This window comes from Embleya sp. NPDC059237, assembly GCF_042754105.1.
In the GTDB taxonomy this organism is placed as follows: Bacteria; Actinomycetota; Actinomycetes; order Streptomycetales; family Streptomycetaceae; genus Embleya.
In genome coordinates this window covers 754,496-778,525 of record NZ_JBHZAE010000003.1, presented here as the reverse complement: position 1 = coordinate 778,525, position 24,030 = coordinate 754,496, and the positions used below count along the sequence as shown (strand labels likewise).

At 73.1% G+C, this 24,030-nt stretch carries 18 protein-coding genes and 1 pseudogene; 12 read left to right on the top strand and 7 right to left on the bottom strand.

The window, feature by feature from the left end; translation table 11 throughout:
- Positions 1-173: 173 nt before the first annotated feature.
- Positions 174-794 carry a DUF2064 domain-containing protein gene (locus ACFXKZ_RS14090; protein WP_379999938.1) on the bottom strand — a complete coding sequence of 207 codons (621 nt, stop codon included), beginning with the start codon at positions 792-794 and terminating at the stop codon, positions 174-176.
- On the bottom strand, positions 791-1,483 hold the full coding sequence (locus ACFXKZ_RS14085; RefSeq protein ID WP_380000044.1) for a glycosyltransferase family 2 protein: 693 nt from the start codon (positions 1,481-1,483) through the stop codon (positions 791-793). Before ACFXKZ_RS14085 ends, ACFXKZ_RS14090 begins: the two co-directional genes overlap by 4 nt.
- 277 nt (positions 1,484-1,760) lie before the next feature.
- On the opposite strand from ACFXKZ_RS14085, the gene ACFXKZ_RS14080 reads away from it, so the two are divergent.
- Positions 1,761-2,453: a response regulator transcription factor gene (locus tag ACFXKZ_RS14080; protein WP_379999936.1), complete on the top strand. Its 693-nt coding sequence runs from the start codon at positions 1,761-1,763 to the stop codon at positions 2,451-2,453.
- The gene (locus ACFXKZ_RS14075; RefSeq protein WP_380000042.1) at positions 2,450-3,568 is read left to right on the top strand and encodes a sensor histidine kinase; all 1,119 of its coding nucleotides are present in this window, start codon (positions 2,450-2,452) and stop codon (positions 3,566-3,568) included. Before ACFXKZ_RS14080 ends, ACFXKZ_RS14075 begins: the two co-directional genes overlap by 4 nt.
- 34 nt (positions 3,569-3,602) lie before the next feature.
- On the opposite strand, the gene ACFXKZ_RS14070 is transcribed toward ACFXKZ_RS14075, so the two are convergent.
- Positions 3,603-4,598, bottom strand: coding sequence for an NAD-dependent epimerase/dehydratase family protein (locus ACFXKZ_RS14070; RefSeq protein ID WP_379999934.1), 996 nt, complete (start codon positions 4,596-4,598; stop codon positions 3,603-3,605).
- 138 nt (positions 4,599-4,736) lie between these two features.
- Between ACFXKZ_RS14070 and cofD the strand changes: the two genes are divergently transcribed.
- Together cofD and ACFXKZ_RS14060 are read left to right on the top strand one after the other, a co-directional pair.
- Positions 4,737-5,699 (top strand): 2-phospho-L-lactate transferase, encoded by a 963-nt coding sequence (gene cofD / locus ACFXKZ_RS14065; protein WP_379999931.1) that lies wholly within the window; start codon positions 4,737-4,739, stop codon positions 5,697-5,699.
- Positions 5,699-7,033, top strand: coding sequence for a coenzyme F420-0:L-glutamate ligase (locus ACFXKZ_RS14060; protein WP_379999928.1), 1,335 nt, complete (start codon positions 5,699-5,701; stop codon positions 7,031-7,033). The genes cofD and ACFXKZ_RS14060 overlap by 1 nt, the downstream gene beginning before the upstream one ends.
- 362 nt (positions 7,034-7,395) lie before the next feature.
- Here ACFXKZ_RS14060 and ACFXKZ_RS14055 read toward each other — a convergent pair.
- Together ACFXKZ_RS14055 and ACFXKZ_RS14050 are read right to left on the bottom strand one after the other, a co-directional pair.
- Positions 7,396-7,839, bottom strand: a pseudogene (locus ACFXKZ_RS14055) (SRPBCC family protein); the annotation flags it as partial.
- Between the two features lie 123 nt (positions 7,840-7,962).
- Positions 7,963-8,892, bottom strand: a complete 930-nt coding sequence (locus tag ACFXKZ_RS14050) for a DNA-3-methyladenine glycosylase family protein (protein ID WP_379999926.1) — start codon at positions 8,890-8,892, stop codon at positions 7,963-7,965.
- 82 nt (positions 8,893-8,974) lie between these two features.
- On the opposite strand from ACFXKZ_RS14050, the gene ACFXKZ_RS14045 reads away from it, so the two are divergent.
- Positions 8,975-10,177: a glycosyltransferase gene (locus tag ACFXKZ_RS14045; protein WP_379999923.1), complete on the top strand. Its 1,203-nt coding sequence runs from the start codon at positions 8,975-8,977 to the stop codon at positions 10,175-10,177.
- 23 nt (positions 10,178-10,200) lie between these two features.
- On the opposite strand, the gene ACFXKZ_RS14040 is transcribed toward ACFXKZ_RS14045, so the two are convergent.
- Positions 10,201-11,343, bottom strand: coding sequence for a peptidoglycan recognition protein (locus ACFXKZ_RS14040; RefSeq protein ID WP_379999921.1), 1,143 nt, complete (start codon positions 11,341-11,343; stop codon positions 10,201-10,203).
- A gap of 124 nt (positions 11,344-11,467) precedes the next feature.
- On the opposite strand from ACFXKZ_RS14040, the gene ACFXKZ_RS14035 reads away from it, so the two are divergent.
- The 7 genes from ACFXKZ_RS14035 (at position 11,468) to ACFXKZ_RS14005 (ending at position 21,131) form a co-directional block, all read left to right on the top strand.
- Positions 11,468-12,214, top strand: a complete 747-nt coding sequence (locus ACFXKZ_RS14035) for a TIGR03089 family protein (protein WP_379999919.1) — start codon at positions 11,468-11,470, stop codon at positions 12,212-12,214.
- 96 nt (positions 12,215-12,310) lie between these two features.
- On the top strand, positions 12,311-13,681 hold the full coding sequence (locus tag ACFXKZ_RS14030; protein ID WP_379999917.1) for an LCP family protein: 1,371 nt from the start codon (positions 12,311-12,313) through the stop codon (positions 13,679-13,681).
- A 256-nt stretch (positions 13,682-13,937) separates the two neighbouring features.
- A complete protein-coding gene (locus ACFXKZ_RS14025; RefSeq protein WP_379999915.1) occupies positions 13,938-16,040 on the top strand; it encodes an LCP family protein in 2,103 nt (700 codons plus the stop codon).
- Positions 16,041-16,196: 156 nt separating this feature from the next.
- On the top strand, positions 16,197-17,702 hold the full coding sequence (locus ACFXKZ_RS14020; protein WP_379999912.1) for an LCP family protein: 1,506 nt from the start codon (positions 16,197-16,199) through the stop codon (positions 17,700-17,702).
- A 347-nt stretch (positions 17,703-18,049) separates the two neighbouring features.
- Positions 18,050-19,888, top strand: a complete 1,839-nt coding sequence (locus tag ACFXKZ_RS14015; RefSeq protein WP_379999910.1) for an LCP family protein — start codon at positions 18,050-18,052, stop codon at positions 19,886-19,888.
- Between the two features lie 177 nt (positions 19,889-20,065).
- Complete coding sequence (locus ACFXKZ_RS14010) at positions 20,066-20,557, top strand: GNAT family N-acetyltransferase (RefSeq protein ID WP_379999908.1); 492 nt, start codon at positions 20,066-20,068, stop codon at positions 20,555-20,557.
- 106 nt (positions 20,558-20,663) lie between these two features.
- Positions 20,664-21,131 (top strand): DUF6299 family protein, encoded by a 468-nt coding sequence (locus ACFXKZ_RS14005; protein WP_379999906.1) that lies wholly within the window; start codon positions 20,664-20,666, stop codon positions 21,129-21,131.
- A 62-nt stretch (positions 21,132-21,193) separates the two neighbouring features.
- On the opposite strand, the gene ACFXKZ_RS14000 is transcribed toward ACFXKZ_RS14005, so the two are convergent.
- On the bottom strand, positions 21,194-24,022 hold the full coding sequence (locus ACFXKZ_RS14000; protein WP_379999904.1) for a hypothetical protein: 2,829 nt from the start codon (positions 24,020-24,022) through the stop codon (positions 21,194-21,196).
- Positions 24,023-24,030: the final 8 nt, after the last annotated feature.

The following is a 24,030-nucleotide window of genomic DNA, read 5'->3' as shown; positions in this document are numbered from 1 at the left end:
CGGCGGCGCCCGGCTCGGCGCACCGGCGGGCCGGTTCGAGGCGTGCCGCCGGCCGCCGTGCCGGCGCAGGTAGAGCGCGCCGCCGTCGCGCAGCGCGACCGCGTAGGGGTCGGCGGCATCCGCGTACGGATCGCTCGCGGCGTTCGTCCCGGGCGTCGGTTCGTGGACCAGGGTCATGCATACACCCCGTCGCCGAGCAGCGCGCGGGCCACGCCGGCGCAGTGTGTGCCGGGGATGTCGCGGGTGACGGCGGCCAGGTCGTCGGCCGTGTCGATGTCGGTCAGGGTGGGCAGGTCGCGCACGGTCAGGCCGGCGGCGAGCAGCCGGGCGCGCTGTACCGCGCCGGTCTCGGGCACCGACATCGGCACGCCGGGGAAGACCGAGGGGTCCGGTCGGCGCATGCCGATCGCCCAGAACCCGCCGTCTGTGGCCGGGCCGAACCACGCGTCGGCGGCCGACCAGTCCACGCTCAGCAGGTCGGGGGTGATCTGCGGGGTGTCCATGCCGACCAGCAGGGTCGGCCCGGTACAGCCGGCGAACGCGGCGGCGAGGCGCAGGTCGAGGCCGCCACCGTGCTGCGGGCGCACCTCGAAGCCGGGCGGCAACCACGGCCCCGGCGCGCCCGCGAGCACCAGGACGCGGCGGCGGGCGGGCGTGGCCAGCACCGCCGCGAGCGTGTCGACGAGTGCGGCCTCGGCCACCGCGGCGGCCTGGTCGGGGGTCAGCGGCGGGGTCAGCCGGGTCTTGACCCGGCCCGGGACGGGGGCCTTGGCGATCACGAGCAGCGTGGTCATCCGGGCCGACCGGGGCGGACCAGTACCGCGCTCATGTCGCGCACGGCCGTGACCGTGCCGCGTACCGTGCCGGTGACCTTGGAACGGCCCGTGCGCGGGTGGTAGAGCACGTCGACCTCGGCGATCCGCCAGCGGGCGTCGGCGGCGCGGACCACCGTCTCCAGCGGGTAGCCGGAGCGCCGGTCGCGGACGTCGAGGGCGAGCAGGTCGGCGCGCCGGGCGGCGCGCATCGGTCCCAGGTCGTGCAGGCGGGCGCCGGTGCGCCCGCGCAGTCGGCGGGCGAGCACCGCGTTGGCGAGGCGGGCGTGGATCGGCCAGGCGCCGAGGCTCTGCGGGCGGCGGCGGCCGAGCATCAGATCCGCGTCGCCGGCGCGTACGGGGTCCACCACCTCGGGCAGTTGGGCGGGGTCGAGGGACGCGTCGCAATCGCAGAAGCAGACGATCGGCGCGGTCGCGGCGAGCAGCCCCGCGTGGCAGGCGGCGCCGAAGCCGCGCCGCTGCTCGACCACCACCTCGGCACCCAGCGAGCGGGCCAGGTCGGCCGAGCCGTCGCGCGAGCCGTTGTCCACCACGAGGGGGCGATATCCGGCCGGCATCCGTGCGAGCACCCAGGGCAGCGCGCGGGCCTCGTCGAGACAGGGCAGCACCACGTCCACGGTGTGGGCGGCAAAGGGCGCCGCCGAGTGCATCGTGGCCGACTCGGTGGAGTGGGCTGTGGAACGGGCCGCGGAGTGCGTGGCGGCCGGCTCGGCGGATCGCGCCGCGAAATGGGCCGCGGATTGCTCTGCGGCATGTGCTGAAGAGGCGTCCATGCGGCTCACGCTAGGTATGCGTGCGCCGCGTACCCAGGCATGACGTGCTTACGAAGTACTGACGTCGCGTCGATACGGCCGTGTGGGTTACGGGCCGCTTACGGATCCGACCCGCGCCGGAATCGTCCACCTTCGCGCACCTACACTCGCCGGCATGAAGGTGCTCGTCGTCGACGACGACCCGACCGTGGCCGAGGTCGTCGTCGGCTATCTCGAACGCGCGGGGTTCCACACCGCGCACGCCGCCGACGGACCGTCCGCCCTCGACCTGGCCGCCGCCGACCCGCCGGACCTCGTGGTGCTCGACCTGATGTTGCCGGGCATGGACGGCCTCGACGTATGCCGGCGGCTGCGCGAGCGCGGCCCGATCCCGGTGGTGATGCTGACCGCGCTGGGCGACGAGGGCGATCGGGTGCTCGGTCTGGAGGTCGGCGCGGACGACTACGTCACCAAGCCGTTCAGCCCGCGCGAGTTGGTGCTGCGGGTGCAGTCGGTGCTGCGCCGCGTCGCGGGGCCGGTCGCGGCGGCGGTGCCGTCGGTGCTTCGGCACGCCGACGTCGAGGTGGACGTGCGGGCCCACCGGGTGCTCCGCGCCGGCCGCGAACTCTCGCTCACCGCACGCGAGTTCGACCTGCTCTGCTTTTTCCTGGCGGCGCCGGGCCGGGCCTTCACCCGGGAGGAGTTGATGCGCCGGGTGTGGGGGTGGGAGTTCGGCGACCAGTCCACGGTGACCGTGCACGTACGGCGCCTGCGGGAGAAGATCGAGGACGACCCGGCCGCACCCCGGCTCCTGGTGACCGTGTGGGGCGTGGGATACCGCTTGGAGGTCGAACCCGGGTGCCGGTGAAGGATTTCGCGCTGATCTGCCTGATCGCGGCGGGCAGCGGCCTGGGCGTCACGCTGCTCGGGCTGCTCGGCCTGCGGGGGTTGCGCAACCGCTCGTTGTCGGTCGCGCTGGCCGCGATGTCGGTGGTGACGATAGCCGGCATGGCCGCGGGCACCGTCGGCGTCTCGCAGGCGATGTTGTTGTCCTCGCACGACCTGACCGTGGTGATGGTGGTCTGCGCGGTGTCGGCGGTGCTGGCGATCGGCGTGGCGATGGTGCTGGGCCGCCCGGTGGTGGCCGACGTACGGGCGCTGCGCGGCACCGCTCGGGCGCTCGGCGGTGGGCCGCCCCTGCCCGCGCCGCCGCGGCAGGTCTCGGCCGTGGCCGAACTGGCCGAACTGGGCCGCGAGTTGGAGCGCGCCGGGGTACAGCTGGCCGAGTCGCGCGCCCGCGAGCGCGCGGTCGAGCACGCGCGCCGCGAGTTGATCGCGTGGATATCGCACGATCTGCGCACCCCGCTGGCGGGCCTGCGGGCGATGGCGGAGGCGCTGGAGGACGGCCTGCCCGAGGACCCGGCGCGCTATCACCGGCGGATCCGCACCGAGGTGGATCGGCTCAGCGGCATGGTGGACGACCTGTTCGAGCTGTCCCGGATCCAGGCGGGCGCGCTGAAGTTGTCCCCGGCCCGGGTCTCGCTCTACGACCTGGTGGCGGACGCGATGGCGGGCACCGAGGAGTTGGCCCGCTCCCGCGCGGTCCGGGTGGCGGGCGAGGACATGGTCGCGGTGCCGGTGCGGGTGGACGGCCGGGAGATGTCCAGGGCTTTGACGAACCTGCTGGTCAACGCGATCCGGCACACCCCGTCGGACGGCACGGTGGCGGTCGGCGTGCGCACCGCCGCCGGCGAGGTGGTGGTCTCGGTCACCGACGCGTGCGGCGGCATCCCGGAGGAGGACCTGCCGCGTGTGTTCGACACGGGCTGGCGGGGCACCCACGCCCGCACCCCGTCCCCGGCCGGCGGCGCGGGTCTGGGTCTGGCCATCGTCCGCGGCATCGTCGAAGCCCACGCGGGCCGGGTCGCGGTCGCCAACACGGGCACGGGCTGCCGCTTCGAGGTGCGCCTGCCGGCGGGGTGAGGGCGGGGGTGCTCCGGGCCCGCCGGCGGGTCGCTCACACGTGGGCGAATTGGGCCATGCCGTCCGCGAATTCGATCTCGGCGCGCCAGCCGAGTTCGGCCTCCAGCCGGGCCGCGGAGGCAGTGATGTGGCGTACGTCGCCCAGTCGATACTCCGCCGTGGTGATCGGCGTCGGGCCGGCGTGCGCGGCCGCCAGGGCGAGGGCCATCTCACCCACCGTGCGCGGCACGCCGGTGGCCACGTTGTACGCCCGCAGACCGGGCGCCGACCGCTCGAAGGCGGCCAGGTTGGCCGTGGCCACGTCCCGTACGTGCACGAAGTCGCGCCGCTGGCCGCCGTCTTCGTACACCCGAGGCGGCATCCCGGCGCGCAGCATCGAGCGGAAGATGGCGGCCACGCCCGCGTACGGGGTGTCCAGCGGCATCCTCGGACCGTAGACGTTGTGGTAGCGCAGGGCGGTGGCCACGCCGCCGGTGCTCCGGGCCCACGCGCCGGCCAGGTGCTCCTGGGCCAGCTTGGTCGCGGCGTAGACGTTGCGCGGGTCGGGCGCCGCCTCCTCGGAGATCCGTCCCGGCGTCACCTCCATCCCGCACACCGGACACGGCGGCTCGAAGCGCCCCGCCTCCAACGCCTCGATCGGCCGCGCGCCGGGCACCACGTCACCGTGCTCGGCGCACCGCCCCAGGCCCTCCCCGTAGACCACCATCGAACTGGCCAGCACCAGCCGCCCGATACCGGCGCGCCCCATGGCGGCCAACAACACCGCGGTACCGAGGTCGTTGCAGCCCACGTAGTCGGGCGCGTCCCCCAGATCCAGCCCGAGCCCGACCTTGGCCGCCTGATGACACACGGCGTCCACTCCGACCAGCGCCCGCGCCACCGCATCCGCGTCGCGTACGTCCCCGACCACGGAGTCCACACCCTCGACGGACACCAGATCGAACACCCGCACCTCGTGGCCGGCCTCGACCAGACACTCCACGACATGCGACCCGATGAACCCGGCTCCGCCGGTGACAAGGATCCTCATAGCGCCCAAACTAAGTCGCTCCGCACCCCCGAATCCCCCCACACGCCCCGATGTCACCCGTTCGTAAGACCTGCCGTGCCGGCGCGTCGGGTTCGCCCACCCCGGCGCTTCGGTGTCGGGTGCTGCGAGACTGGTTTCATGCGCATCGTTGTACTGGCCGGCGGTATCGGCGGGGCTCGGTTTCTTCGGGGGCTCAAGGCGGCCGTTCCGGAAGCGGAGATCACCGTCGTCGGCAATACCGGGGACGACATCCACCTGTTCGGGCTGAAGGTGTGTCCGGACCTCGACACCGTCATGTACACGCTCGGCGACGGCATCAACGAGGAGCAGGGCTGGGGGCGTCGGGACGAGTCGTGGAGCATTCGCGAGGAGATGGCCGCCTACGGGGTCGAGCCGACCTGGTTCGGGCTCGGCGATCGGGACTACGCGACCCACATCGTGCGGACCCAGATGCTCGGCGCCGGGTATCCGCTGTCGGCCGTCACCGAGGCGCTGTGCGCGCGGTGGCAGCCGGGGGTGCGGCTGATCCCGATGAGCGACGACCGCGTCGAGACGCACGTGGTGATCGATGATCCGGACAAGCCCGGCACCCGCAAGGCGGTGCATTTCCAGGAGTATTGGGTACGGCTGCGGGCCGCGCCGACGGCGCACGCGATCGTGCCGGTCGGGATCGAGACCGCCAAGCCCGCGCCCGGCGTGTTGGAGGCCATCGCCGAGGCCGACCTGATCCTGTTCCCGCCGTCGAATCCGGTGGTCAGCATCGGCACCATCCTGGGCGTGCCCGGCATCCGGGAGGCGCTGGTGGCCGCCGAGGCGCCGGTGATCGGCCTGTCGCCGATCATCGGGGGCGCCCCGGTGCGCGGGATGGCCGACCGGGTCCTGGAGGCCGTCGGCGTGGAGACGAGCGCGGCGGCGGTCGCGCAGCACTACGGCCCCGGTCTGCTCGACGGCTGGCTCGTGGACACCGCCGACGCGGCGGCCGTGCTGAGCGTGGAGGCCGCCGGCATCCCGTGCCGGGCGATCCCGCTGTTGATGAGCGATGTCGAGGCCACCGCCGAGATGGCCCGGGCCGCGCTCGCGCTCGCGGACGAGGTGCGCTGATGGGCGCCCCGCCGAGCGGCTACTCGATCCTGGGCGTGTCCGGGCTGCCGGAGATCGGCGAAGGCGCCGACCTGGCCGCGCTGATCGCGGACGCGGCGGCCGGCCCCGACGGTCCCGGGCTGCGCGACGGCGACGTGCTCGTGGTCACCTCGAAGATCCTCAGCAAGGCCGAGGGGCGACTGCTGCGTGGGGTCGATCGGGAGAAGGTGATCGACGCCGAGGCGGTCCGCCTGGTCGCCCGCAAGGGGCAGACCCGGATCGTGCAGACCCGGCACGGCTTCGTGATGGCCGCGGCCGGTGTGGATGCCTCCAACACCGAGGCGGGCACGCTGTTGTTGCTGCCCGAGGATTCGGACGCCTCCGCCCGGCGGTTGCGGGCGGCCCTTGCCGAGCGGGCCGGCGTGCGGGTGGGCGTCGTGGTGTCGGACACCTTCGGCCGGCCGTGGCGCAACGGGGTCACCGACGTCGCGATCGGCGTCGCCGGGCTGGACGCGGTCGACGACCACCGGGGCCGGATCGACACGCACGGCAACGAGCTGGCGGTGACGATCACCGCGGTGGTCGACGAACTCGCAAGCGCCGCCGAACTGGTCAAGGGCAAGGCCGGCGCCGTCCCGGTGGCGGTGGTGCGCGGCCTCGCGCACCTGGTCACCGAGGCCGACGGGGCCGGAGTGCGCCCGCTGGTGCGCGGCGCCCAGGACGACATGTTCCGACTCGGTACCGCCGAGGCGGTCGCCGAGGGGGCCCGCACCGCGATCACCGCCCGACGTACGGTGCGCGCGTTCACCGACGAGCCGGTGGATCCGGAGGCGGTGCGCCGCGCGGTGGCCGCCGCAATCACCGCGCCCGCGCCGCATCACACCGTGCCGTGGCGTTTCGTGCTCCTGGAGAGCGCGCCGGCCCGGACCGCCCTGCTCGACGCGATGCGCTCCCGCTGGGTGGCGGATCTGCGCGCGGACGGCCTGGACGAGGACCGGATCGCCCGGCGCGTCGGGCGCGGCGACGTGTTGCGCAACGCGCCGTACCTGGTGGTGCCGTGCCTGGTCACCGACGGCGCGCACGCCTACCCCGACCCGGTGCGCTCGCGGGCCGAGCGGGAGATGTTCACCGTCGCGGCGGGCGCCGCCGTGCAGAATCTGCTGATCGCGCTGACCGCCGAGGGCCTGGGCTCCGCGTGGGTGTCGTCGACGATGTTCTGTCCGGACGTGGTGCGTGCCACGCTCGCGCTGCCGGCCGACTGGGACCCGATGGGCGCCGTCGCGGTGGGCCGGCCGGCCGAGCCGCCCCGGGAGCGTCCGGCCCGCACGGTGGACGACGTGATCGTGGTGCGCTGAGCGCGGCACCGGGCGGCCGAACCCGGACATGGCGAAGGGGTGGGCTCGCGACGGGCCCACCCTTTCGTCATGGTTCACCGCGGTGCGTCACCGCTCGGCGCTGCCGGCCCGGAATCGGCGGGCCCACACCGCCGCCGACGTCGGGTCGACGGCGGTGTCCGGCCGATGTCCGGGGGCTTCACGCCTGATCAGTAGCCCTGCGTCCCGCCGCCGACGGTCGGCGGAGCCTGCGGGCGCGGCGGCGGGATGCGCCCGCCGCCCGGGGCTCCGGTCCGCCCGGGAGTGGGCGGCATGCCGGGGCCGGGGTAGGGGGGAGGCGGCGTCTGCGGCAGGTCGGCCGATCCGTGGCTGCCGGGCGGCTCGACCTCACCGCGCCAGCCGCCGGTCTCTTGGCCCCGCTCCTCCACGAACGTCTTGAAATGTTCCAGGTCGCCCTTGGTCCGGCCGCGGACGAAGCCGAGCTTGTCGCCGACCGTCTCCACGAGGCCGTCGGGGTCGAACTCCATCTGGAACATCACGCGGGTGTGTACGTCGTCGAGCCGATGGAAGGTGACCACACCCGCCTGGTGCGGGCCGTCCACGGTCTTCCACGCGACCCGCTCGTCGGGCCGCTGCTCGGTGATCTCGGCGTCGAACTCCCGGGTCACTCCGGCGATTTTGGTCACCCAGTGGGTGTGTGTCGCGTTGATCTGGTCGATCCGTTCGACCCCGCTCATGAACCGCGGGAACTCCCGGAACTGGGTCCACTGGTTGTAGGCGGTGCGGACCGGCACGTCCACGTCGATCGAGTGCTGGACGGTCGTCACGAGCACTTCCTCCTCGTTCTCGGTGTCGGTTCCGAGCTGCCGTGCTGCGCAGCCGGGTCCTTCACCCGAACGGCTGCCCGAGGCCCGGGGGCACAAACGTGGCGCCCGCCGAGGGACGGCCGTTCACAGGGTCCTGCCGGTGAAGTGCGGGCGCGGGGCATAGCGGGGCGCGCGGCGCGGGACCTTGACCCCCGACATGCGGATCAGCAGCGCGGCCCGGTGCCGGTTTCCCCCGTAGCAGGCGAGGAGTTCGAGCATTCCGGCGTCGTCCACGGCGTGCCCGGCGAGCGCGAAGCCGATGGTCTTGGGCAGGTGCAGGTCGCCCACGGACAGCGCGTCGGGGTCGCCGTGCGAGCGCTGCATGGTCTCGGCCGCGGTCCACACCCCGATCCCGGGCACCAGGCGCATCAGCCGGGCCGCCTCGGGATGCGACACCCCGGTGGTCGCCTCCAGGCGGCCCGCCACCCGGGTCGCCTCGATCACGGTGCGCGAGCGGCGCCCGTCCACTCCGGCGCGGGCCCAGTCCCAGGATGGGATCAGCGCCCAGGTACGCGCGTCGGGGATCACCCGCAGACCCGCCGGCGCCGGGCCGGGCGGGGCCTCGCCGTACTTGCCGAGCAGCAGCCGAAAGGCCCGGCGCGCCTCGATCGTGGTGACCTTCTGCTCCAGGATCGAGGGCACCAGGGCGGCCAGGACCAGCGCGCTGCGCGGCATCCGCAGGCCGGTGTACCGGCGTTGCGCGTCGCGCACGATCGGGTGCCGGGCGACGAGCGCGTCCGGGTCGTCGTCGGCGCCGAGCAGCGCCGGCAGCGCGTGCAGCTGCCACTCGGCACCCGGCCCCCACGCGCTCGCCTCGATCTCGCCGGTCGCGGGTCGGTCGATCACCCGCAGCGTGCACGGCCCTTCGGGGGTGCGCGAGGTGCGCCACACCGAGCCGTCGGCGCCCGCGTGGTACGTCGGATCGCTGTGTCCCCGGCGCAGTTGGCCGAGGGTGAGCCGGAGGTCGAGGGCGAACCCGGGACGCCACACGCGCCGGTGGGCACTGGGGTGCAACGGGCTCTCCTCGGGGTCCGGGTTCGGACCGCCACGGTACCTTCCCGGTTTTGTGCCGATGTGCGCAGAGCAGACTTCAGCTATGCGGGTGATGGCGTTCGGCACCTATGACACGACCGTCCACCCCCGGGTGGGAATCCTCATCGAGGGCTTGCGGCGGCACGGCATCGAGGTGGTGACCTGCAACGTTCCGCTCGGCCACATGGACGCGGGCCCGATGGTCCCGCCGCCGTCGGCGCACCCCGGGATCCCCCGCCAGCGAATACGGCACGCGCGGTGCATCGCGGAGCTGGTGGCCAAGGCTCGGCGCGCGCCGCGTCCCGACGTGGTGATCGTCGGCTATCAGGGGCGGCTCGACATCCAGATCGCGCGACGGTTGTTCCCCGGGGTACCGCTGGTGCTGGACCACCTGGAGAGCGTGGACGACGTCGCCGATCGGCTGGGCCACGCCGCCCAGGCCGAACTGCGCAAGGTGGACCGGATCGAGCAGGCGGCGATCGCCGCGGCGCGACTGGTCCTGGTGGACACCGAGGAGCACCGCCGGGTACTCGCGCCGGCGCAGCGGGATCGGGCCGTGGTGGTGCCGATCGGGGCGGCGCCGGTGTGGTTCGACGCGGGGCGGGCGGGCCCGAAGACGTCCCCCGACCCGCTCGGCGACGCGTCGGCAGAGCCGCGACCCGAGCCGCCACCGGAGCCCGCGGCCGACTTCGAGCCGGGCTTTCGGCCCGGCGAGGACCTGCGGGTGATCTCGGTCGGGCTGTACTCGCCGGTGCAGGGCGCACCGGTGATCGGCGCCGCGCTCAGTCGGCTGGACGGCTATCCGATCACCGTGACCATGATCGGCCGCGGCCTCCAGGCCCAGCGCACGAAGGACCTGGTCGGGCCGAACGCGCCCCGGGTGACCTGGCGGACCTGGGTACCCGAGGCCGAACTGCCGCGCCTGGTCGCCGCGCACGACCTGTGCCTGGGGGTGTTCGGCACCGGCGCCAAGGCGTTGCGGCTGGTGCCGAACAAGGTCTTCCAGGGCGCCGCGGCGGGGTGTGCGGTGCTCACCTCGGACACCGCGCCGCAGCGCCGACTGCTCGGCGCGGCCGGGTTGTTCGTCCCGGCGGGCGACTCCGACGCGCTGGCCGACGCGCTGCGCCGGCTGGCCCAGCATCCGCCGGAGGTGGCCCGACTGCGCGCGGCGGCGGTCGCGTTGGCGCGGGAGCGGTTCGTCCCCGAGGCGGTGGTCGAGCCGCTGGTGGAGCGCCTGCGGGAGATCGTGGACAAGGGCGTACGGTAGCCCGCCCGCCGCCGGCGCCGCGGTCAGCCCAGCCGCACGGATACGTCCTTGCGGATCGCGGGCAGTTGCTCGTAGAGCGCCTGGCCGGGGCATTCGGTGTTGAACGCGTCCCGGTGGCCGGAGATCACGTCGAAGGAGTGGGTCGTGCCCTTCGGGTAGCGGCTGCCGCTGTCGGAGGAGGTCAGCGTGACGCGGCCGGCCGGGTCACGGTCGTCCAGGCCGAGCTTCCAGGCGATCAGGGTGGACAGCGCGATCAGCATCGGCCCGGGCGGCTCGGCGCTGGTGTAGGTGCCCATCGCGGCCACGCCCATGCTGTCCGTGTTGAAGCCGAGCGTGTGCGCGCCGAGCACCGGCTTGTCGACCCCGCCGGCGCGGCCCTCGAAGACCGTGCCGCACTGGTCGACCAGGAAGTTGTAGCCCACGTCGGCCCAGCCGTTGGTCAGCACGTGGTAGCGGTAGATCGAGCGGAGCACCTTGGGCGAGTCGCTGCACGAGAAGTCGTTGCCGTCGGCGGTGTGGTGCACGAACGCGGCGCGCACGGTGCCGGTGTACTTGAACTTCGCGTCCCGCAACGACTCGTCCGCGCCCCAGTCGCGACGGGCCACGATCGCGGGCCGCTCGGCGCGGCCCTTGATCCGGCCGTCGACCCTGTTCGGCCGGGTCGGGCGCGGTGGCATGCGGTCGACGATCGACTCGCCGGGGTCGACGAGTTCGGCCCGCAGGTCCGCCGGCAGCGCTCCGGCGAGCACGCCCACGCGGATCTGGACACCGTCGGAACGACCGGCCCAGAACGGCTCGGTGCCGCCGCGGACACGGCCCTCGGCCGGCCCGCTCCCGTCGCCGCTCGCGTGCAGCGCGCGCCAGGGGCTCCACACCCCGCCGGTGCGGGTGCGTACGTGGACGGCCACCCGCGCGCCCGCGGCCGGGTCGGGGTCGGCCCAGGTGACGCCGAGCAACGAGAAGGCTGCGGTGTCGCGTTCGGCGGTCAGTACCCCGGTCCGGCCCTCGCGGGGCGCGGCGACGTCGGACTCCTGTTCGATCCCGGTCAGCGGGAGGGTGATCGTGGTACCGGGGGTGCCCGGTCCCGCGTCGGCCTGCGCGGGAGGTCCGGCGAGCACGGTCGGCACGGCGAGGGCGACGATCGACAGCACGATTCTGGTGAACACGGGCGGGCCCCTCCATCGTGGGCGGTGGAGTCGTTCGGGTGCCCGGTACCGCACAACGCTTGTACCAAATGCAGCAATTACACCCATTTGTCGTACGAATTCATCCGCTCGATAGGCTGGGCTCATGCCCAGCACTCCGGTCGATCAGTTGCGCTCCGCGCTCGCCGCCGACTCCGCGCGGCCCTTCACCACCTTCTACGACGACGCCACCGGCGAGCGGGTCGAGCTCTCCGTCGCGACGTTCGACAACTGGGTCGCCAAGACCGCGAATCTGCTGCGCGACGACCTCGCGGTCGAGCCCGGCGCCCGGGTGTCGCTGCTGCTGCCGGCGCACTGGCAGACCCAGGTGTGGTTGCTCGCCGCGTGGTCGCTCGGCCTGGCGGTGACCTTCGACGGCGATCCCGCCGACGCCGACGTGGTGGTGTCCGGCCCCGACACCCTCGACCGGGCGGCGACCTGCCCCGGCGAGCGGGTCGCCCTGGCGCTGCGGCCGATGGGCGGGCGCTTCCCCGAGCCGCCGGCCGGCTTCCTGGACTACGCGGCGGAAGTGGCCGGACACGGCGACCGGTTCGTGCCCGACGGCTCGGCGCGCGCCGATGCGCCGGCGCTGATCGAGGCCGGCCGCGAGTACACCGCCGGCGACCTGGCCGCGGCGGGCGAGGCCGCCGCGCGGGAGTGGAACCTCGGCCCCGGCGATCGCTTGCTCACCTCTTCGAGCTTCGCCCGAACGGGTGGATTGCGGGCGGGCCTGCTCGCGCCCCTGGCCGCGTCCGTACCCGTCGTCGTATGCCGTCACCTGGACGAATCCCTGCTGGAGCGGCGAATCGAGGCGGAGCGCGTCACGCGCGCCGTCACCCGTTCCGCCGACTAGTCCATGACAAGACGGGTCGGGCTGCGCTTTCGTGACCCCGACCGCCCGTAGTGCCGTGCCCGGCGGTCCCTCAGCAGGCGGGGAGGCGTGGGGTTCATGGACGTGTGGGATCACCTGTACCGGTCCGAACGTGCGCCCGAACCCGACGTGCCCGAAGACGTGCCCGAACCGGCGGCGTGCCCGGCGTACGAGTCCACCCCGGTCGACGCCGCCGCCGGTCGGGCCGCCACCCGGCGCGCGCGCCGCAGGCGCAACCGGCGGCGCCGGGTGTTCCTGCCGATCGGGGTGGGCATCACGCTGATCCTGCTGACCGGCGTCTCGGCCGCCTACGTCGCGTACCGGCGGCTCGACGGCAACATCAAGACCGACCCGGTCGACGGCAAGCTCAACGCCGACCGTCCCGACGCGGGCGGCAACGGCAAGGGCAAGCCGATGAATCTGCTGATCATCGGCTCGGACTCGCGGGCCGGCGAGAACCGCGCGCTCGGCGGCGGAGGCGACATCGGCGAGCGCTCGGACACCACGCTCCTCGTGCACCTGACGTCCGACCGCGAACACGCGGTGGTCATGAGCATCCCGCGCGACCTGCTGGTGACCGTGCCCTCCTGTGTGACCAAGGACGGGGCGCGCTCGGCCGAACAGCGCGGGGCGATGTTCAATTCGGCGTTCGAGCTCGGCGGCGCGGCCTGTACGCGCAACACCGTCGAAAAGGTCACCGCGATGCGCGTGGACCACCACATCATCGTGGACTTCTCCGGCTTCAAGGGCATGGTCGACGCGGTCGGCGGGGTGGAGATCTGCCTGCCCAGGACCGTGCAGGACCGCGAGGGCAACATCTCGTTGTCGGCCGGCCGGCGCAAGGTGCACGGCCGGGAGGCGCTGGACTACGTACGGCTGCGCCACGACATCGGGCTCGGCGGCGACGGCAGCGACCTGGGCCGGATCAAGCGGCAGCAGGCGTTCGTGGCCTCGCTCGCCAAGCAGATCCGCAGCGGCGACACGCTGACCAGCCCGACCCGGCTGTTCACCCTCGCCGACGCGCTGACCAGGTCGATCCGGGCGGACGAGGGCCTGGACTCGGTCTCCGCGCTGGTCGATCTCGCGCGCGGGATGCGCGACCTGGAGACGAAGAACATCACCTTCGCGCACATCCCGGTGTACAACCCGCCGGACGACAACAACCGGGTCGCGCTGATCCAGCCCGACGCGCGGCGGTTGTTCGACGCGATCAACCACGACGAGCCGCTGGACGATCGGCGCAAACCGGGCGCGGAACCGGCACCGGCCCCGGTCGCGCCGGCGGGTGGGGCGGTCCCGGCCGGTGCGCCCGCGCGAGCACTCGGCGGTCCGGGCGCGGTGCCGGCGTCCGCCGCGTCCGGGGCCGGCGCGGTTCCGGTCGAGCCGGTGAAGCCGCCGGTGAAGGCCGACACCCGCGACGGGGACCAGGACATCTGCAAGGCGAACTGATCGCGCGTCATCACGGCCGGAGGCCGGCACCCCACCTGGGGGCCGGCCCTGGGAGTCGCGCACGATAACGTGCCGGCAGCCGTGCGGGCCGGGTCGACACGTGGTGTTGCGACGGTTCGGCGTGACCTGTGTCACACGCACAAGGGTGCACGCAACTCGAAGAACCGGCGCCACGTCTATCAGTGCAACGGCCGCCCCACGCGCGGTTCGTCGCTTGATGAGCGTTGGGCGCCTTGGGGAAAGAAGCAGACACGACGTGAGTGACAGCGAACGGGCCGGCAAGCAGGCCGGATCCGGTCGGGACGCGAGCCCGGAAACGGCGCCCGAGACCCCGACCGAACCGGACATATCCACAACTCCGCCCCCGAACGGGCCGGTGGGGGACGGGGAAGCCGGCAACGCGCGGGACGCGGAGGCGGCGGGCGCGGACGCGGACGCGGTGGGCCCGGATGCCTCGGGCGCGGACGCGGGGCCCGCGACGCCGACTTCGGCTGCGGCGACCGGGCCCGACACGGCCGAACCGGTGGGCGAATCGGCAGCGGCCGGCCCTGTACCCGCACCGGGTGCGGAGGACGCCGCCGTGGCCGCCCGCGCCGCAGAGGCGCGCGAGTCGGCCGAGGTCGGCGACGGCACAGCGGGCGAAGCGGCCGTGCCGGGCGACAGTCCGGCGGGCAACTCGGGCGAATCGGGCGGGGGTTCGGCAGCCGAGCCGGGCGACGGCACGGCGGCCGAGGTAGCCTCCGACGCGGCGGGTGCGGCGGCAGACGGCGCGACCGCCGAGGGCGCGGCGGCCGATGTGGCCCCCGACGCGGCGGGTGCGGCGGGCGCTCCGGGCGACACCACCACGGCCGAGGGCGGCGACGGCGCGACCCCGGCCGGGACGGGTGCGGCGGGGCCCTCCACCGCCCCCACCACCACCCCTCCCCCGGCCGACGGCGACCCACTCACCGCCGCCGTGGCCGCGATGGCCGCCGACGGCGGCAAGGCGGCCGACCGGCGGACCCGGCGCGACCGGCGCCGCCGGGTGTACAAGCGCATCCTGATCGGCGTCACCGTCACCGTGGCCCTGAGCCTGGTCGCCGGCAGCGTCGTGGTCTACACCCTGTACCGCAAGCTGGACGGCAACATCACCACCGAGGACCTGAGCGCGAAGCTCGGCCCGGAGACCGAACGCCCGCAGGTGGCGGCCGGCACGCACGACGCGGCCAACATCCTGCTGATGGGCTCGGACGACCGCAGCGGCGACAACAAGCAGTACGGCGACGTCGGCGAGGGCACCAAGCGCTCCGACACCACGATCCTGCTGCACCTCGCCGCCGACCGGAAGAGCTCGGTCGCGGTCAGCATTCCGCGCGACCTGATGGTGGACATCCCCTCCTGCGTCCGGCCGGACGGCAGCAAGTCGCGGGCGTACCGGGACCAGTTCAACCACGCGTTCGAGATCGGCGGCGCCGCCTGCACGATCAAGACCATCGAACAGATGACCAAGGTCCGGGTCGACCACCACATCGTGATCGACTTCTCCGGCTTCAAGGAGATGGTCGACGCGGTCAACGGTGTCGAGGTGTGCCTGAGCCGCCCGATGCGCGACACCGCCGCCAAGCTCGACCTGCCGGCCGGCAAGCACAAGCTCGACGGCGAGCAGGCGCTCGGCTACGTACGCGCCCGCAAGAACGTCGACGACGGCAGCGACACCCAACGGATGACCCGACAGCAGCGTTTTCTGGCCGCGCTCGTTAAGAAGGTCAAGGTCGGCGACATGCTGACCCAGCCGTGGAAGTTGTACAACCTCCTCGACGCCGGAACCCGGTCGATCACCGCCGACCCGGGACTGAGCTCGCTCAAGGAGCTGATGGACCTGTCCGACAGCATCAAGGGCATCCCGAACGACAAGGTCGCGTTCCTGACCGTGCCCCGGCAGCCGTACCGGTTCGACACCGACCGGGACGAACTGGTCCAGCCCAAGGCGGACCGGCTGTTCGAGGCGATCCGCTTCGACCGGGTCGCGGTGGGCGCGGGCGTCAGCGGCAAGGACGAGAACGGCTTCGAGAACAACGGCGAGGTGCGGATCGAGCAGCCGGCGACCCCGCTGCCGTCCACCCGCACCACGATCGACGAGAACGGCGAACGGGTGACCGTCACCCCGACCGCCCCGGGCACGGGCGCGACCGGCAAGGGCTCCACGCGGTCCCCGGCCGGTTCCACCGCGTCGGGTACGGGGGCGCCCTCGTCGACGTCCACGGCAGACCCCACTTCGACCAGCGGCATCCCGTCGGCCAAGCCGACCACGCCCGCGGACACGAGCCCGATCGTCACCGTCTCGGGGCGGACGGCGGAACAGGACGTGTGCGCGGGCTGATTCATCGACACCGCATCAGGGAGAGCCGGGGACGTCGCCGACCGCGACGCCCCCGGCGGGTCGCCGGAGGGGACGCCACGCATGGGCACGGACGCGGAGACCGGAACCGGGGGAGCAGCGGCACCCGGTGGACGGGACGGACGCAGAAAGAGCACAGTGAAAAAGCGCCTCAAATGGATCGCGATCTCCGTGGTCGGTGTCCTGTTGATCCTGGCCGGCAGCGCGTACGGGTACATCCGGTACCTGAACGGGAAGCTGCACCACACCCAGATCACCGCCGACAAGAACAACCGACCACCGGCGTCCCCGAAGGACGCCCAGGGCCGAAGTCCGATGAACATCCTGCTGATCGGCAACGACAGTCGGATCGGCGAGGGCCGGCGCTACGGCGCGGAGGGGCACGAAGGGCTCGCCGACGTGGCGATCCTGATGCACCTGTCGGCCGACCGTTCCAATGCCACGCTGGTGAACATCCCCCGGGACACGATGGTGGACATCCCGCGATGTGAGATCGGCAAGGGCAAGGACAAGAAGGTCACCGAAGCCCGGTTCGGCCAGTTCAACGACAGCTTCCGCGACATCGGCGCGCCGTGCACGGTGGCGACCGTGGACCGGATGCTCCAGGTGCGCATCGACCACTACGTCGAGGTGAACTTCAAGGGCGTCCGCGACCTGACCGACGCGGTCGGCGGCGTGCCGATCTGCCTGGACGCGCCGATCCACGACCCGGTCCTGTCCGGGCAGCGCGGCGGCACCGGGCTGGACCTGCCGGCCGGCCCGAACACGCTGAGCGGCAACGACGCGCTGCAATTCCTGCGCGCGCGGCACGCGTTCGGCGACGGCAGCGACCTGGCGCGGATCGAGGCGCAGAAGGTGTTCCTGGCGTCGCTGGCGCGCGAGTTGAAGAGCAACGCGAAACTGACCAACGTGGACGGCATGTTCCGGATCGCCAACAGTGCGGTCGGCGCGTTGACCGTCGACAACGACCTGGCGGGCGTGGACAAGCTGATCGACCTCGCCGACGAGATCAAGAAGGTGCCGGAAAAGCGCATGGCGTTCACCACGCTGCCGACCGAGACCTACCGGCCCGCGCCGGATCAGGTCCAGCCCAGACGGCCCGCCGCCGACAACTTGTGGGCCGCGATCCGCGCCGATCTGCCGTTGACCGCGGGCGATCCGGCCACGGATCCGCCGCCCGCGCCGGTGACCGAGACGCCGGCCCCGCCGCAGACGATCGCACCGTCCGACGCGGCGCAGATCCGGGTGACGGTGGACAGCGGGAGCGCGCGGAAACGAATCGCCCCGGTGGTCGACGCGCTCAAGCGGCTGGGTTTCAAGGCGACTTCGGGTACGTCCATGCCGGACGGGCGGGAACACGCCAACAGTCGGATCACCTACCCCGACGGCAAGCGGGAGCAGGCCGGGGCGATCGCCGTGGCGCTGAACCTGCCGGAGACCGCGCTGGAGGCGGCCCGTGCGGGGGAGACCACGATCAAGCTGCTGATCGGCGCGGATCTGCCCGACGCGGGTACCGGCGACAGCGGCGCGCCGACGGGTCCGGCGAGCGCCGGGCCCGAGCGGGTGCCGGAGCCGCCCAAGGCGGCCGACCTGAACCTGGAGACGGCCGACAACACGAAGTGCGCCTCACCGCGCCGGAAATGACCGGCGCCCGGTCGAGGGGGGCACGCGCGACGTGCGGATCAGGACGCTCGTGTGTGCTCCTCCTCGACCGGTCGACGACCGGTCCATGACCGGCTGTCGACCGACTGACGACGGATCGGGAACGGTCGGATCAGGTTTTTGTACCTTTTCCGATGATCCGAGTGTCAGGACTTCGCAGTCTCGGTGACCATGGCGAGATCTCGCCGGTTATGGTGGCTGCTTCATACCGACCATCACTTATCACCGTCGGGTTCCGTGGGTGGCTCCGGAACCCCGGTGTCGCCAAGAGGACCGTGCACAGCCGGGGGGACCGTGCGGCGGCGGGTACAGCCGGAGGGGATCTCGGCGTGAACAGAGGGAACGGGCCGCATCGTGGCGCGCCCGGGGACAACGATCCCCTGGGCGGCATGGACGACGCGGACGTCGCGGACATGTGGGTGATGAACCCGGACACCGGCAGCTTCGAGCTGCGGGCGCCGGGCGGCGGTGCGGTCGATGCCCCCGGCACGACCCGGCCTCGCGCCCCCGGGGGTACGTCCGAGGGACGGCGCCGGCCGTCGGCGGTGGAGGCCGCCTCGGGCCGGGGCACCGGCTCGGATCAGAGCGCCGGCACCGCTGCCGACGCGCCGCCGTCGTCGCGTCGGCGGGGCGCGGGAACGGCTCCCGCCGGGCGCGCGGGCGCCCGCAACGCCGCCGCGGGCAGGGACAAGGCCGCGCCCAAGAGCAAGGTGAAGAAGCGGCTCAAGTGGATCGCGCTCACCGTGGTGGGGCTGATCGTGGTGCTGGCCGGCACGGCGTACGGCTACATCAAGTATCTGGACAGCAAGATATCCACCACCGCGAAGAACGCGGGCAGTGAAGGCGTCCCCAAGGCGGAGGAGGACGCGTTCGGACGCAGGCCGCTGAACATCGTGCTGATCGGCAACGACAGCCGTAAGGGTCTCGGCAAGAAGTACGGCGCTGCCGAGCACACCGAGGGCCTGGCCGACGTCACGATCCTGATGCACGTATCGGCCGACCGCAGCAACGCGACGCTGGTCAGCATCCCCCGCGACACCATGGTGCAGATACCCAAGTGTGTCGTGGACGGCAAGACGTATCCCGCGTCCAACGGGCCGCAGTCGTTCAACGAGAGCCTGGCCAACGGCGGTCCGCCGTGCACGGTGTCCACGGTCGACAAGATGCTCGGGGTCCAGGTGGACCACTACATCATGATCGACTTCACCGGCGTGAAGAAGATGACCGACGCCGTCGACGGCGTCGACATGTGCATCTCGGAGCCGATCAACGACCCGGTGCTGCCGAACCAGGGGGGCGGCACCGACCTCAAGCTCGACGCCGGCGACCAGAACCTCAGCGGCGAGACCGCGCTGAAGTTCCTGCGCGCGCGGCACGCCTTCGGCGACGGCAGCGACCTGGCCCGGATCAAGGCGCAGAAGGCGTTCCTGATGGCGCTCACCCGCAAGCTCAAGAACAGCGCGTCGTTGACCAATGTCCAGGGCATGTTCAAGATCGCCAACATCGCGGTGGAGTCGCTGACCGTGGACAAGGGCCTCGGCGGCGTGGACAAGCTGATCTCGCTGGGCAACCAGTTGAAGAAGGTCCCCGAGAAGCGGATGGCGTTCACCACGCTGCCGGTCGAGGAATACCCGCCGCTGCCCAAGGTCAAGGTGCAGCCGAAGCAGCCCGAGGCCAACAACCTGATGGCAATGCTGCGTACGGACACCGCGGTCACCAAGGACGACAAGCCCGCGGAGCAGCAGCCGGGGACCCCGCCGACGCCGGAAGTACCGAAGGTGGACCCGGCCACGCTCAAGGTCGACGTCCGCAACGGCAGCGGGGTCAACAAGCGGGCCAACGAGGTGGCGGCGGACCTGGTCGGCCGCAAGTTCGTCGCGGTCAGCGCGGGCAACGCGAAGGACGGCAAGACCCACATGACCAGCTCGATCACCTACCCCAAGGGCCGCCTGGACGCCGCCAAGGCTCTGGCCGCCGCGACGGGCCTGCCCGACAGCGCCCTGACCGAGAGCACGTCCACTGCGGTAACCCGCTTCGAACTCCTGATCGGCAAGGACTACCCGGGCACCGCCCCACCCAACAACGCGGCCCCGCCCACGGATCCCCCCAAGAACATCGACATGGAAACAGCCGACAAAAACATCTGCGCGCCCAAGAAAAACCGCTGACGCACCCCACGGACGGCCGCGCCTCGCCCCCGAAAAGAGGGAGGAGGCGCGGCCGTCGCACACCCACTCCCCCACCGCCCGGCCACCGGACGGCGAAGTGTGCGGCCGGGCGCCAACGGCCGGGCGGGCGGCGGAATGGAGTTGACGGAGGGGTTGGGGGGTGGGGAGGGTTCGAGGATGGACGGGTTTCGGGTGGTGCTTCGGCGGTTGGACGAGGAGTTGTCGGCCTCCCTGTTGGATGCGGCCGTGCGCGGGGCCGAGCCGGGGGAGGTCATGCCCGTCGAGGCCGGGGCGAACGGGTGGACCGCCGATCGGCGGGCCGCGTTCTTGGCCTTTCATCACGAGTGGGCCGCCACGCCCACCACCTACGCGATCCTGGTCGACGACGTGGTGGTCGGCGCCGCCCGCCTCCAGCCGACCCCGGACGGGGACCTGGAGACCGGCCTGTGGATCGGCCGCGAACACCGCGGCCGAGGTGTGGGCTGCGCCGTCGTCGCCCTCCTCCGCGCCGAAGCCCGAGCCCAGGGCGCGCCCCGCGTCGTCGCCACCACGACCGACGCCAACACCGCCGCCCGACGCCTCCTCACCGGCGCCGGCGCCCACCTGCACACGCGCGCCACCCCCACCCCCCACGGCGACACCATCGAAGCCATCCTCGACATCGACTGACCCGACCCCCTCCCCGCGCTTCGGCGGCCGGCGGTACGCCTCGGCCTCGTTCCCCCGTTCGTACGCGTGCACGGAACCTTCGGGGGTGCGGATCGTTGGCGTCGGCATGATGATCAGTTCCGGCCGTAAGGCCATGGCCCTGTCCGTAGGATTCGCCGGGCTCGCACTCGCGTTCGTCCCCGTCGTCGCACAGGCACAGGCGCAACCGCACGCACGGCGGCTCCCGGTCGCGGGCGACCAGGTTTCGCTCGACCCCACCGTGTGGGTGGCGGCCGACGGCACCGTCACGGTCTCCGGCACCTACAGCTGCGCGGCCGAGCACACCGGGAGCGTGTTGGTCGGCGGCACCGTCAGCCAGGCCGGCCGGAACTTCTCGGTCGGTGGCAGCGCCGCCACGTGCGATGGCCTGACGCACGACTGGCACAGTTCCGCGCGGCCTCCGCTCGACTTCGTGCCCGGTCCCGCACGCGCCGACGCAACGCTGCTCGAACTCCTGCCCGGCGAAGGTGTGGTCCCCGTGGTGCCGAACATCCTCGCGCAGAGCGCGCGCGACGTGACGATCACCCCCGCCTGATCCCAAGCCCGGCCTGATCCCAAGCCCGGCCGGACACCCCGCCCGGCCGGGCTCCTCCGGGCTCAGGCCCGGTCCAACTCCTCGCGCAGCTCCGTCAGTTCCTCCACTGCCGTGACCCCGCTCGTCGCGCACACCTTCAGCGCCACGTCCAACCGGGTCACCGCCGCCGGCCGCTCGTCCAGACCGAACGCCTCGATGCGCGCCGCCAGTTGCACCGCGTCCAGGTAGCCGTCGGCCTCCTCCGGCAGCACCGCCACATACGCCGTCGCCGCCTTGTCCGCCGCCGCCCGTGCGGGGTGCAGCCGGTCGGCACGGGCCAGCAGGTGGGCGAGTTGGTGGTGCGTACCCGCCCGCTCGACCGCGAGCATCGTCGCCTCGTCATCCGCCGCCTGCGCACCGGTCTCGGCGCCCGCCAGCTCCCGCAGCGCCTCGGCGAACAGCGCCACCGCCCGGTCCACCCCCGACGGGTCCTCCCGGTCGGTGCTGCTCGCGATGTTCCACGCCTTCGCCCGCAGCGCCCGGACCGTCTCGCGCACATCCCCCTCGGCGCGCAGCAGTTCGATCGCCCGCCCGAACGCCGCCTGGGCCTGCGGCGCCATCCCCGCGTCGTCGAGCGCGTGTGCCGCGGCCACCGCCAGCTCCGCCTGGGTCGCCCGGTCGGCCACCTTCACCGCGGTCTCCGCCGCCATCGCCAGGTGCCGGGCCGCCTCCCGGGTGTCGCCGAGTCGGCGCAGGCACAACCCGAGCGCCCAGCGTTCCTGCATCGCGTGTTCGGGGCCGTGGTGCTCCTCGACCTCCGGAAGCAACTCCTCCAGGATCGCCGCGGCCTCCGCGTCCCGACCCAGGCCGAACAACATACCCACCGCGCCCCGTCGGCAGGCCGCGGCCATCTCCGGGTCGCCCTCGTCGTCGAAGACGTGCGCGGCCTCCAGCGCGAACGGCAGCGCGTCCTCGGGCCGGTTCTGCGCCCCGATCGCGTTGGCCAGCATGGTCAGCGCGTGTCCCACCGGGAACTGCGGCTCGGTGTAGAACGCGGCCGTCTCCAGCGCCGCCCGCATGTCCGCCTCGGCCGCCGCCGGGTCGGCGAGCCGCATCCGCACCTGGCTGCGCAGGAACAGCGGCCGGCAGGCCAGCCACGGCCGCTCGGCCTCCCGGCACAGCGTGATGGCCGCGCTCAGGTCGGCCTCGGCGTCCGCCGTCCGGTCGTCCTGCAACGCCCGCTCGGCCCGGATGTGCAGGGCGGCCGACTGGCGGTGCCGCAGCCCGTGGTCGCGGCCCAGGTCGTGCAGCTCGGTCAGGATCGCGTCCGCATCCGCGTCCTCGCTCGCCAACGCCACGATCGCGCGGTGGTGCAGGACCAGCGCGAGCGGCGCCGCGTCGTCCGGCAGGAATGCGGCGGCCTTGACCTGCGCCGCCTCGAACAACGCAAGCGCGTCCGGCTCGTCGGCGCGGAACCGGGCCATCGCGAGCCGCACCTCGGCGCCCACCGCCCGCCCCGCCGCGTCCGCCGCCCGATAGCCGGCAGCGGCCCGGTCGAGCGCCGCGGCGCCGGCCGCGAACTCGCCCTCCTCGACCAGCTCGATGCCGTCCGCCTCGGTGATCGCGGCAAGCGCGAACGGGTCCACGTCCTGCCCCTGCGCCCGCGCCGCCGCCGCGTAGTCCCGCCAGGCGGCCTCCGCCCGGGGATGCCCCAGCTCATCCAACTCGCGTGCATAGGAGAGCAGTTCCGCACCTCCCCGCCCGGACACCGCAGTTGTCGCCGGAGCAACGGCAGCCCGCGTCGCCACCCGGACCGAACGCAGGCCCAGCGGCAGCGAATCCGCCACCGGGGCCGCCGCCAACCGGCGCCGCACTCGCGAACTCACCGCGTCGTTCCCGTTGCGCGCGTCGAAGCGCGCGGCGATCTCGAACAGCTCCCGCTCGACCGTCTCGCCCAGCCCACCGGCGGTGGTGTCCTCGAACACCACCAGCTCCGGCCCGCCCACCGCGACCAGACGCCGCAGCAGCACCGCGACGCCGGCCAGGAAGTCGGAGTGGTCCGACGGGTCGCTCTGCGGACGCGCCAGCCAGGCCCGGTGCTCGGCCAGGATCTCGATCCCGCGCCCCTCGTTGCCGGTCAGCGCGCAGAACTCGATGTGCTCGGCGACCGCCGCGTACGTGCTCACCTTGCCCCGCACCGACCGGTAGCCGCGCAGGTGGTGCGCCCGGGCCCGGTCCGGGCTGCCCTCGCGCACCAGCGGCAACATCGACGTGGCCAGCGAGACCTGCGGCTCCTCCGCGCAGGTGAGCGCCCCGTCCAGGGTCGGCGCGAGCAGTTCCAGCGCGTCCGCGTCCCGGCCCTGCGCGATCAACCAGCGTGCCTGCTCGCGCCGTTCGCACGCGTCGCAGTCGGCCAGCCGGTCCCGGTCCGCCGCCAGCCACGCCTCGAACGCCTCGGTGGTCTCCGCGTCGGCGCCGATGTGCCGGGCCAGGTAGAACCGGCTCTGGTGCACCGGCCGCAGGCTGTGTCCGGCCGTGCGGTAGCGGCGTTCCATGTCGGCGAGGTAGCCGCGGATCGCGGTCAGCGGCACCTCGGGCACCGAGAGCAGCGAACTGGTGATCCACTTCAGATCCCAGAACAGGTGGTGCGTCAACTGCTCGTCGAAGCCCTCCGGGTGCTCGTCCCACAGCTTGAGCAGCCGGGACAGCGGCACCGGGGTGCGCGGCGACTCGCCGCCGTAGTTGTACGCGGTGATCAGCCGCAGCAGCGCCCAGGCGAGGTTCTCGTCGTTGCCCATACGCTCGGCGACGGTGACCAGTTCCTCCGCCCGGGCGGTGCGGGCCTTGCCGTAGGGCTGTTCCTCGTTCGCGTCCAGGGCAGCGAAGAACCCGGCGTCGTCACGGATTTCCATCACAGGGT

Bases quoted from the DNA above. Each gene is read 5' to 3' on its own strand.
- ACFXKZ_RS14005 (WP_379999906.1), top strand. From the start codon at position 20,664: ATGATGATCAGTTCCGGCCGTAAGGCCATGGCCCTGTCCGTAGGATTC.
- ACFXKZ_RS14035 (WP_379999919.1), top strand. From the start codon at position 11,468: ATGCCCAGCACTCCGGTCGATCAGTTGCGCTCCGCGCTCGCCGCCGAC.
- ACFXKZ_RS14000 (WP_379999904.1), bottom strand. From the start codon at position 24,022: ATGGAAATCCGTGACGACGCCGGGTTCTTCGCTGCCCTGGACGCGAAC.
- ACFXKZ_RS14030 (WP_379999917.1), top strand. From the start codon at position 12,311: ATGGACGTGTGGGATCACCTGTACCGGTCCGAACGTGCGCCCGAACCC.
- ACFXKZ_RS14085 (WP_380000044.1), bottom strand. From the start codon at position 1,483: ATGCACTCGGCGGCGCCCTTTGCCGCCCACACCGTGGACGTGGTGCTG.
- ACFXKZ_RS14090 (WP_379999938.1), bottom strand. From the start codon at position 794: ATGACCACGCTGCTCGTGATCGCCAAGGCCCCCGTCCCGGGCCGGGTC.
- ACFXKZ_RS14070 (WP_379999934.1), bottom strand. From the start codon at position 4,598: ATGAGGATCCTTGTCACCGGCGGAGCCGGGTTCATCGGGTCGCATGTC.
- cofD (WP_379999931.1), top strand. From the start codon at position 4,737: ATGCGCATCGTTGTACTGGCCGGCGGTATCGGCGGGGCTCGGTTTCTT.
- ACFXKZ_RS14010 (WP_379999908.1), top strand. From the start codon at position 20,066: ATGGACGGGTTTCGGGTGGTGCTTCGGCGGTTGGACGAGGAGTTGTCG.
- ACFXKZ_RS14060 (WP_379999928.1), top strand. From the start codon at position 5,699: ATGGGCGCCCCGCCGAGCGGCTACTCGATCCTGGGCGTGTCCGGGCTG.
- ACFXKZ_RS14045 (WP_379999923.1), top strand. From the start codon at position 8,975: ATGCGGGTGATGGCGTTCGGCACCTATGACACGACCGTCCACCCCCGG.
- ACFXKZ_RS14080 (WP_379999936.1), top strand. From the start codon at position 1,761: ATGAAGGTGCTCGTCGTCGACGACGACCCGACCGTGGCCGAGGTCGTC.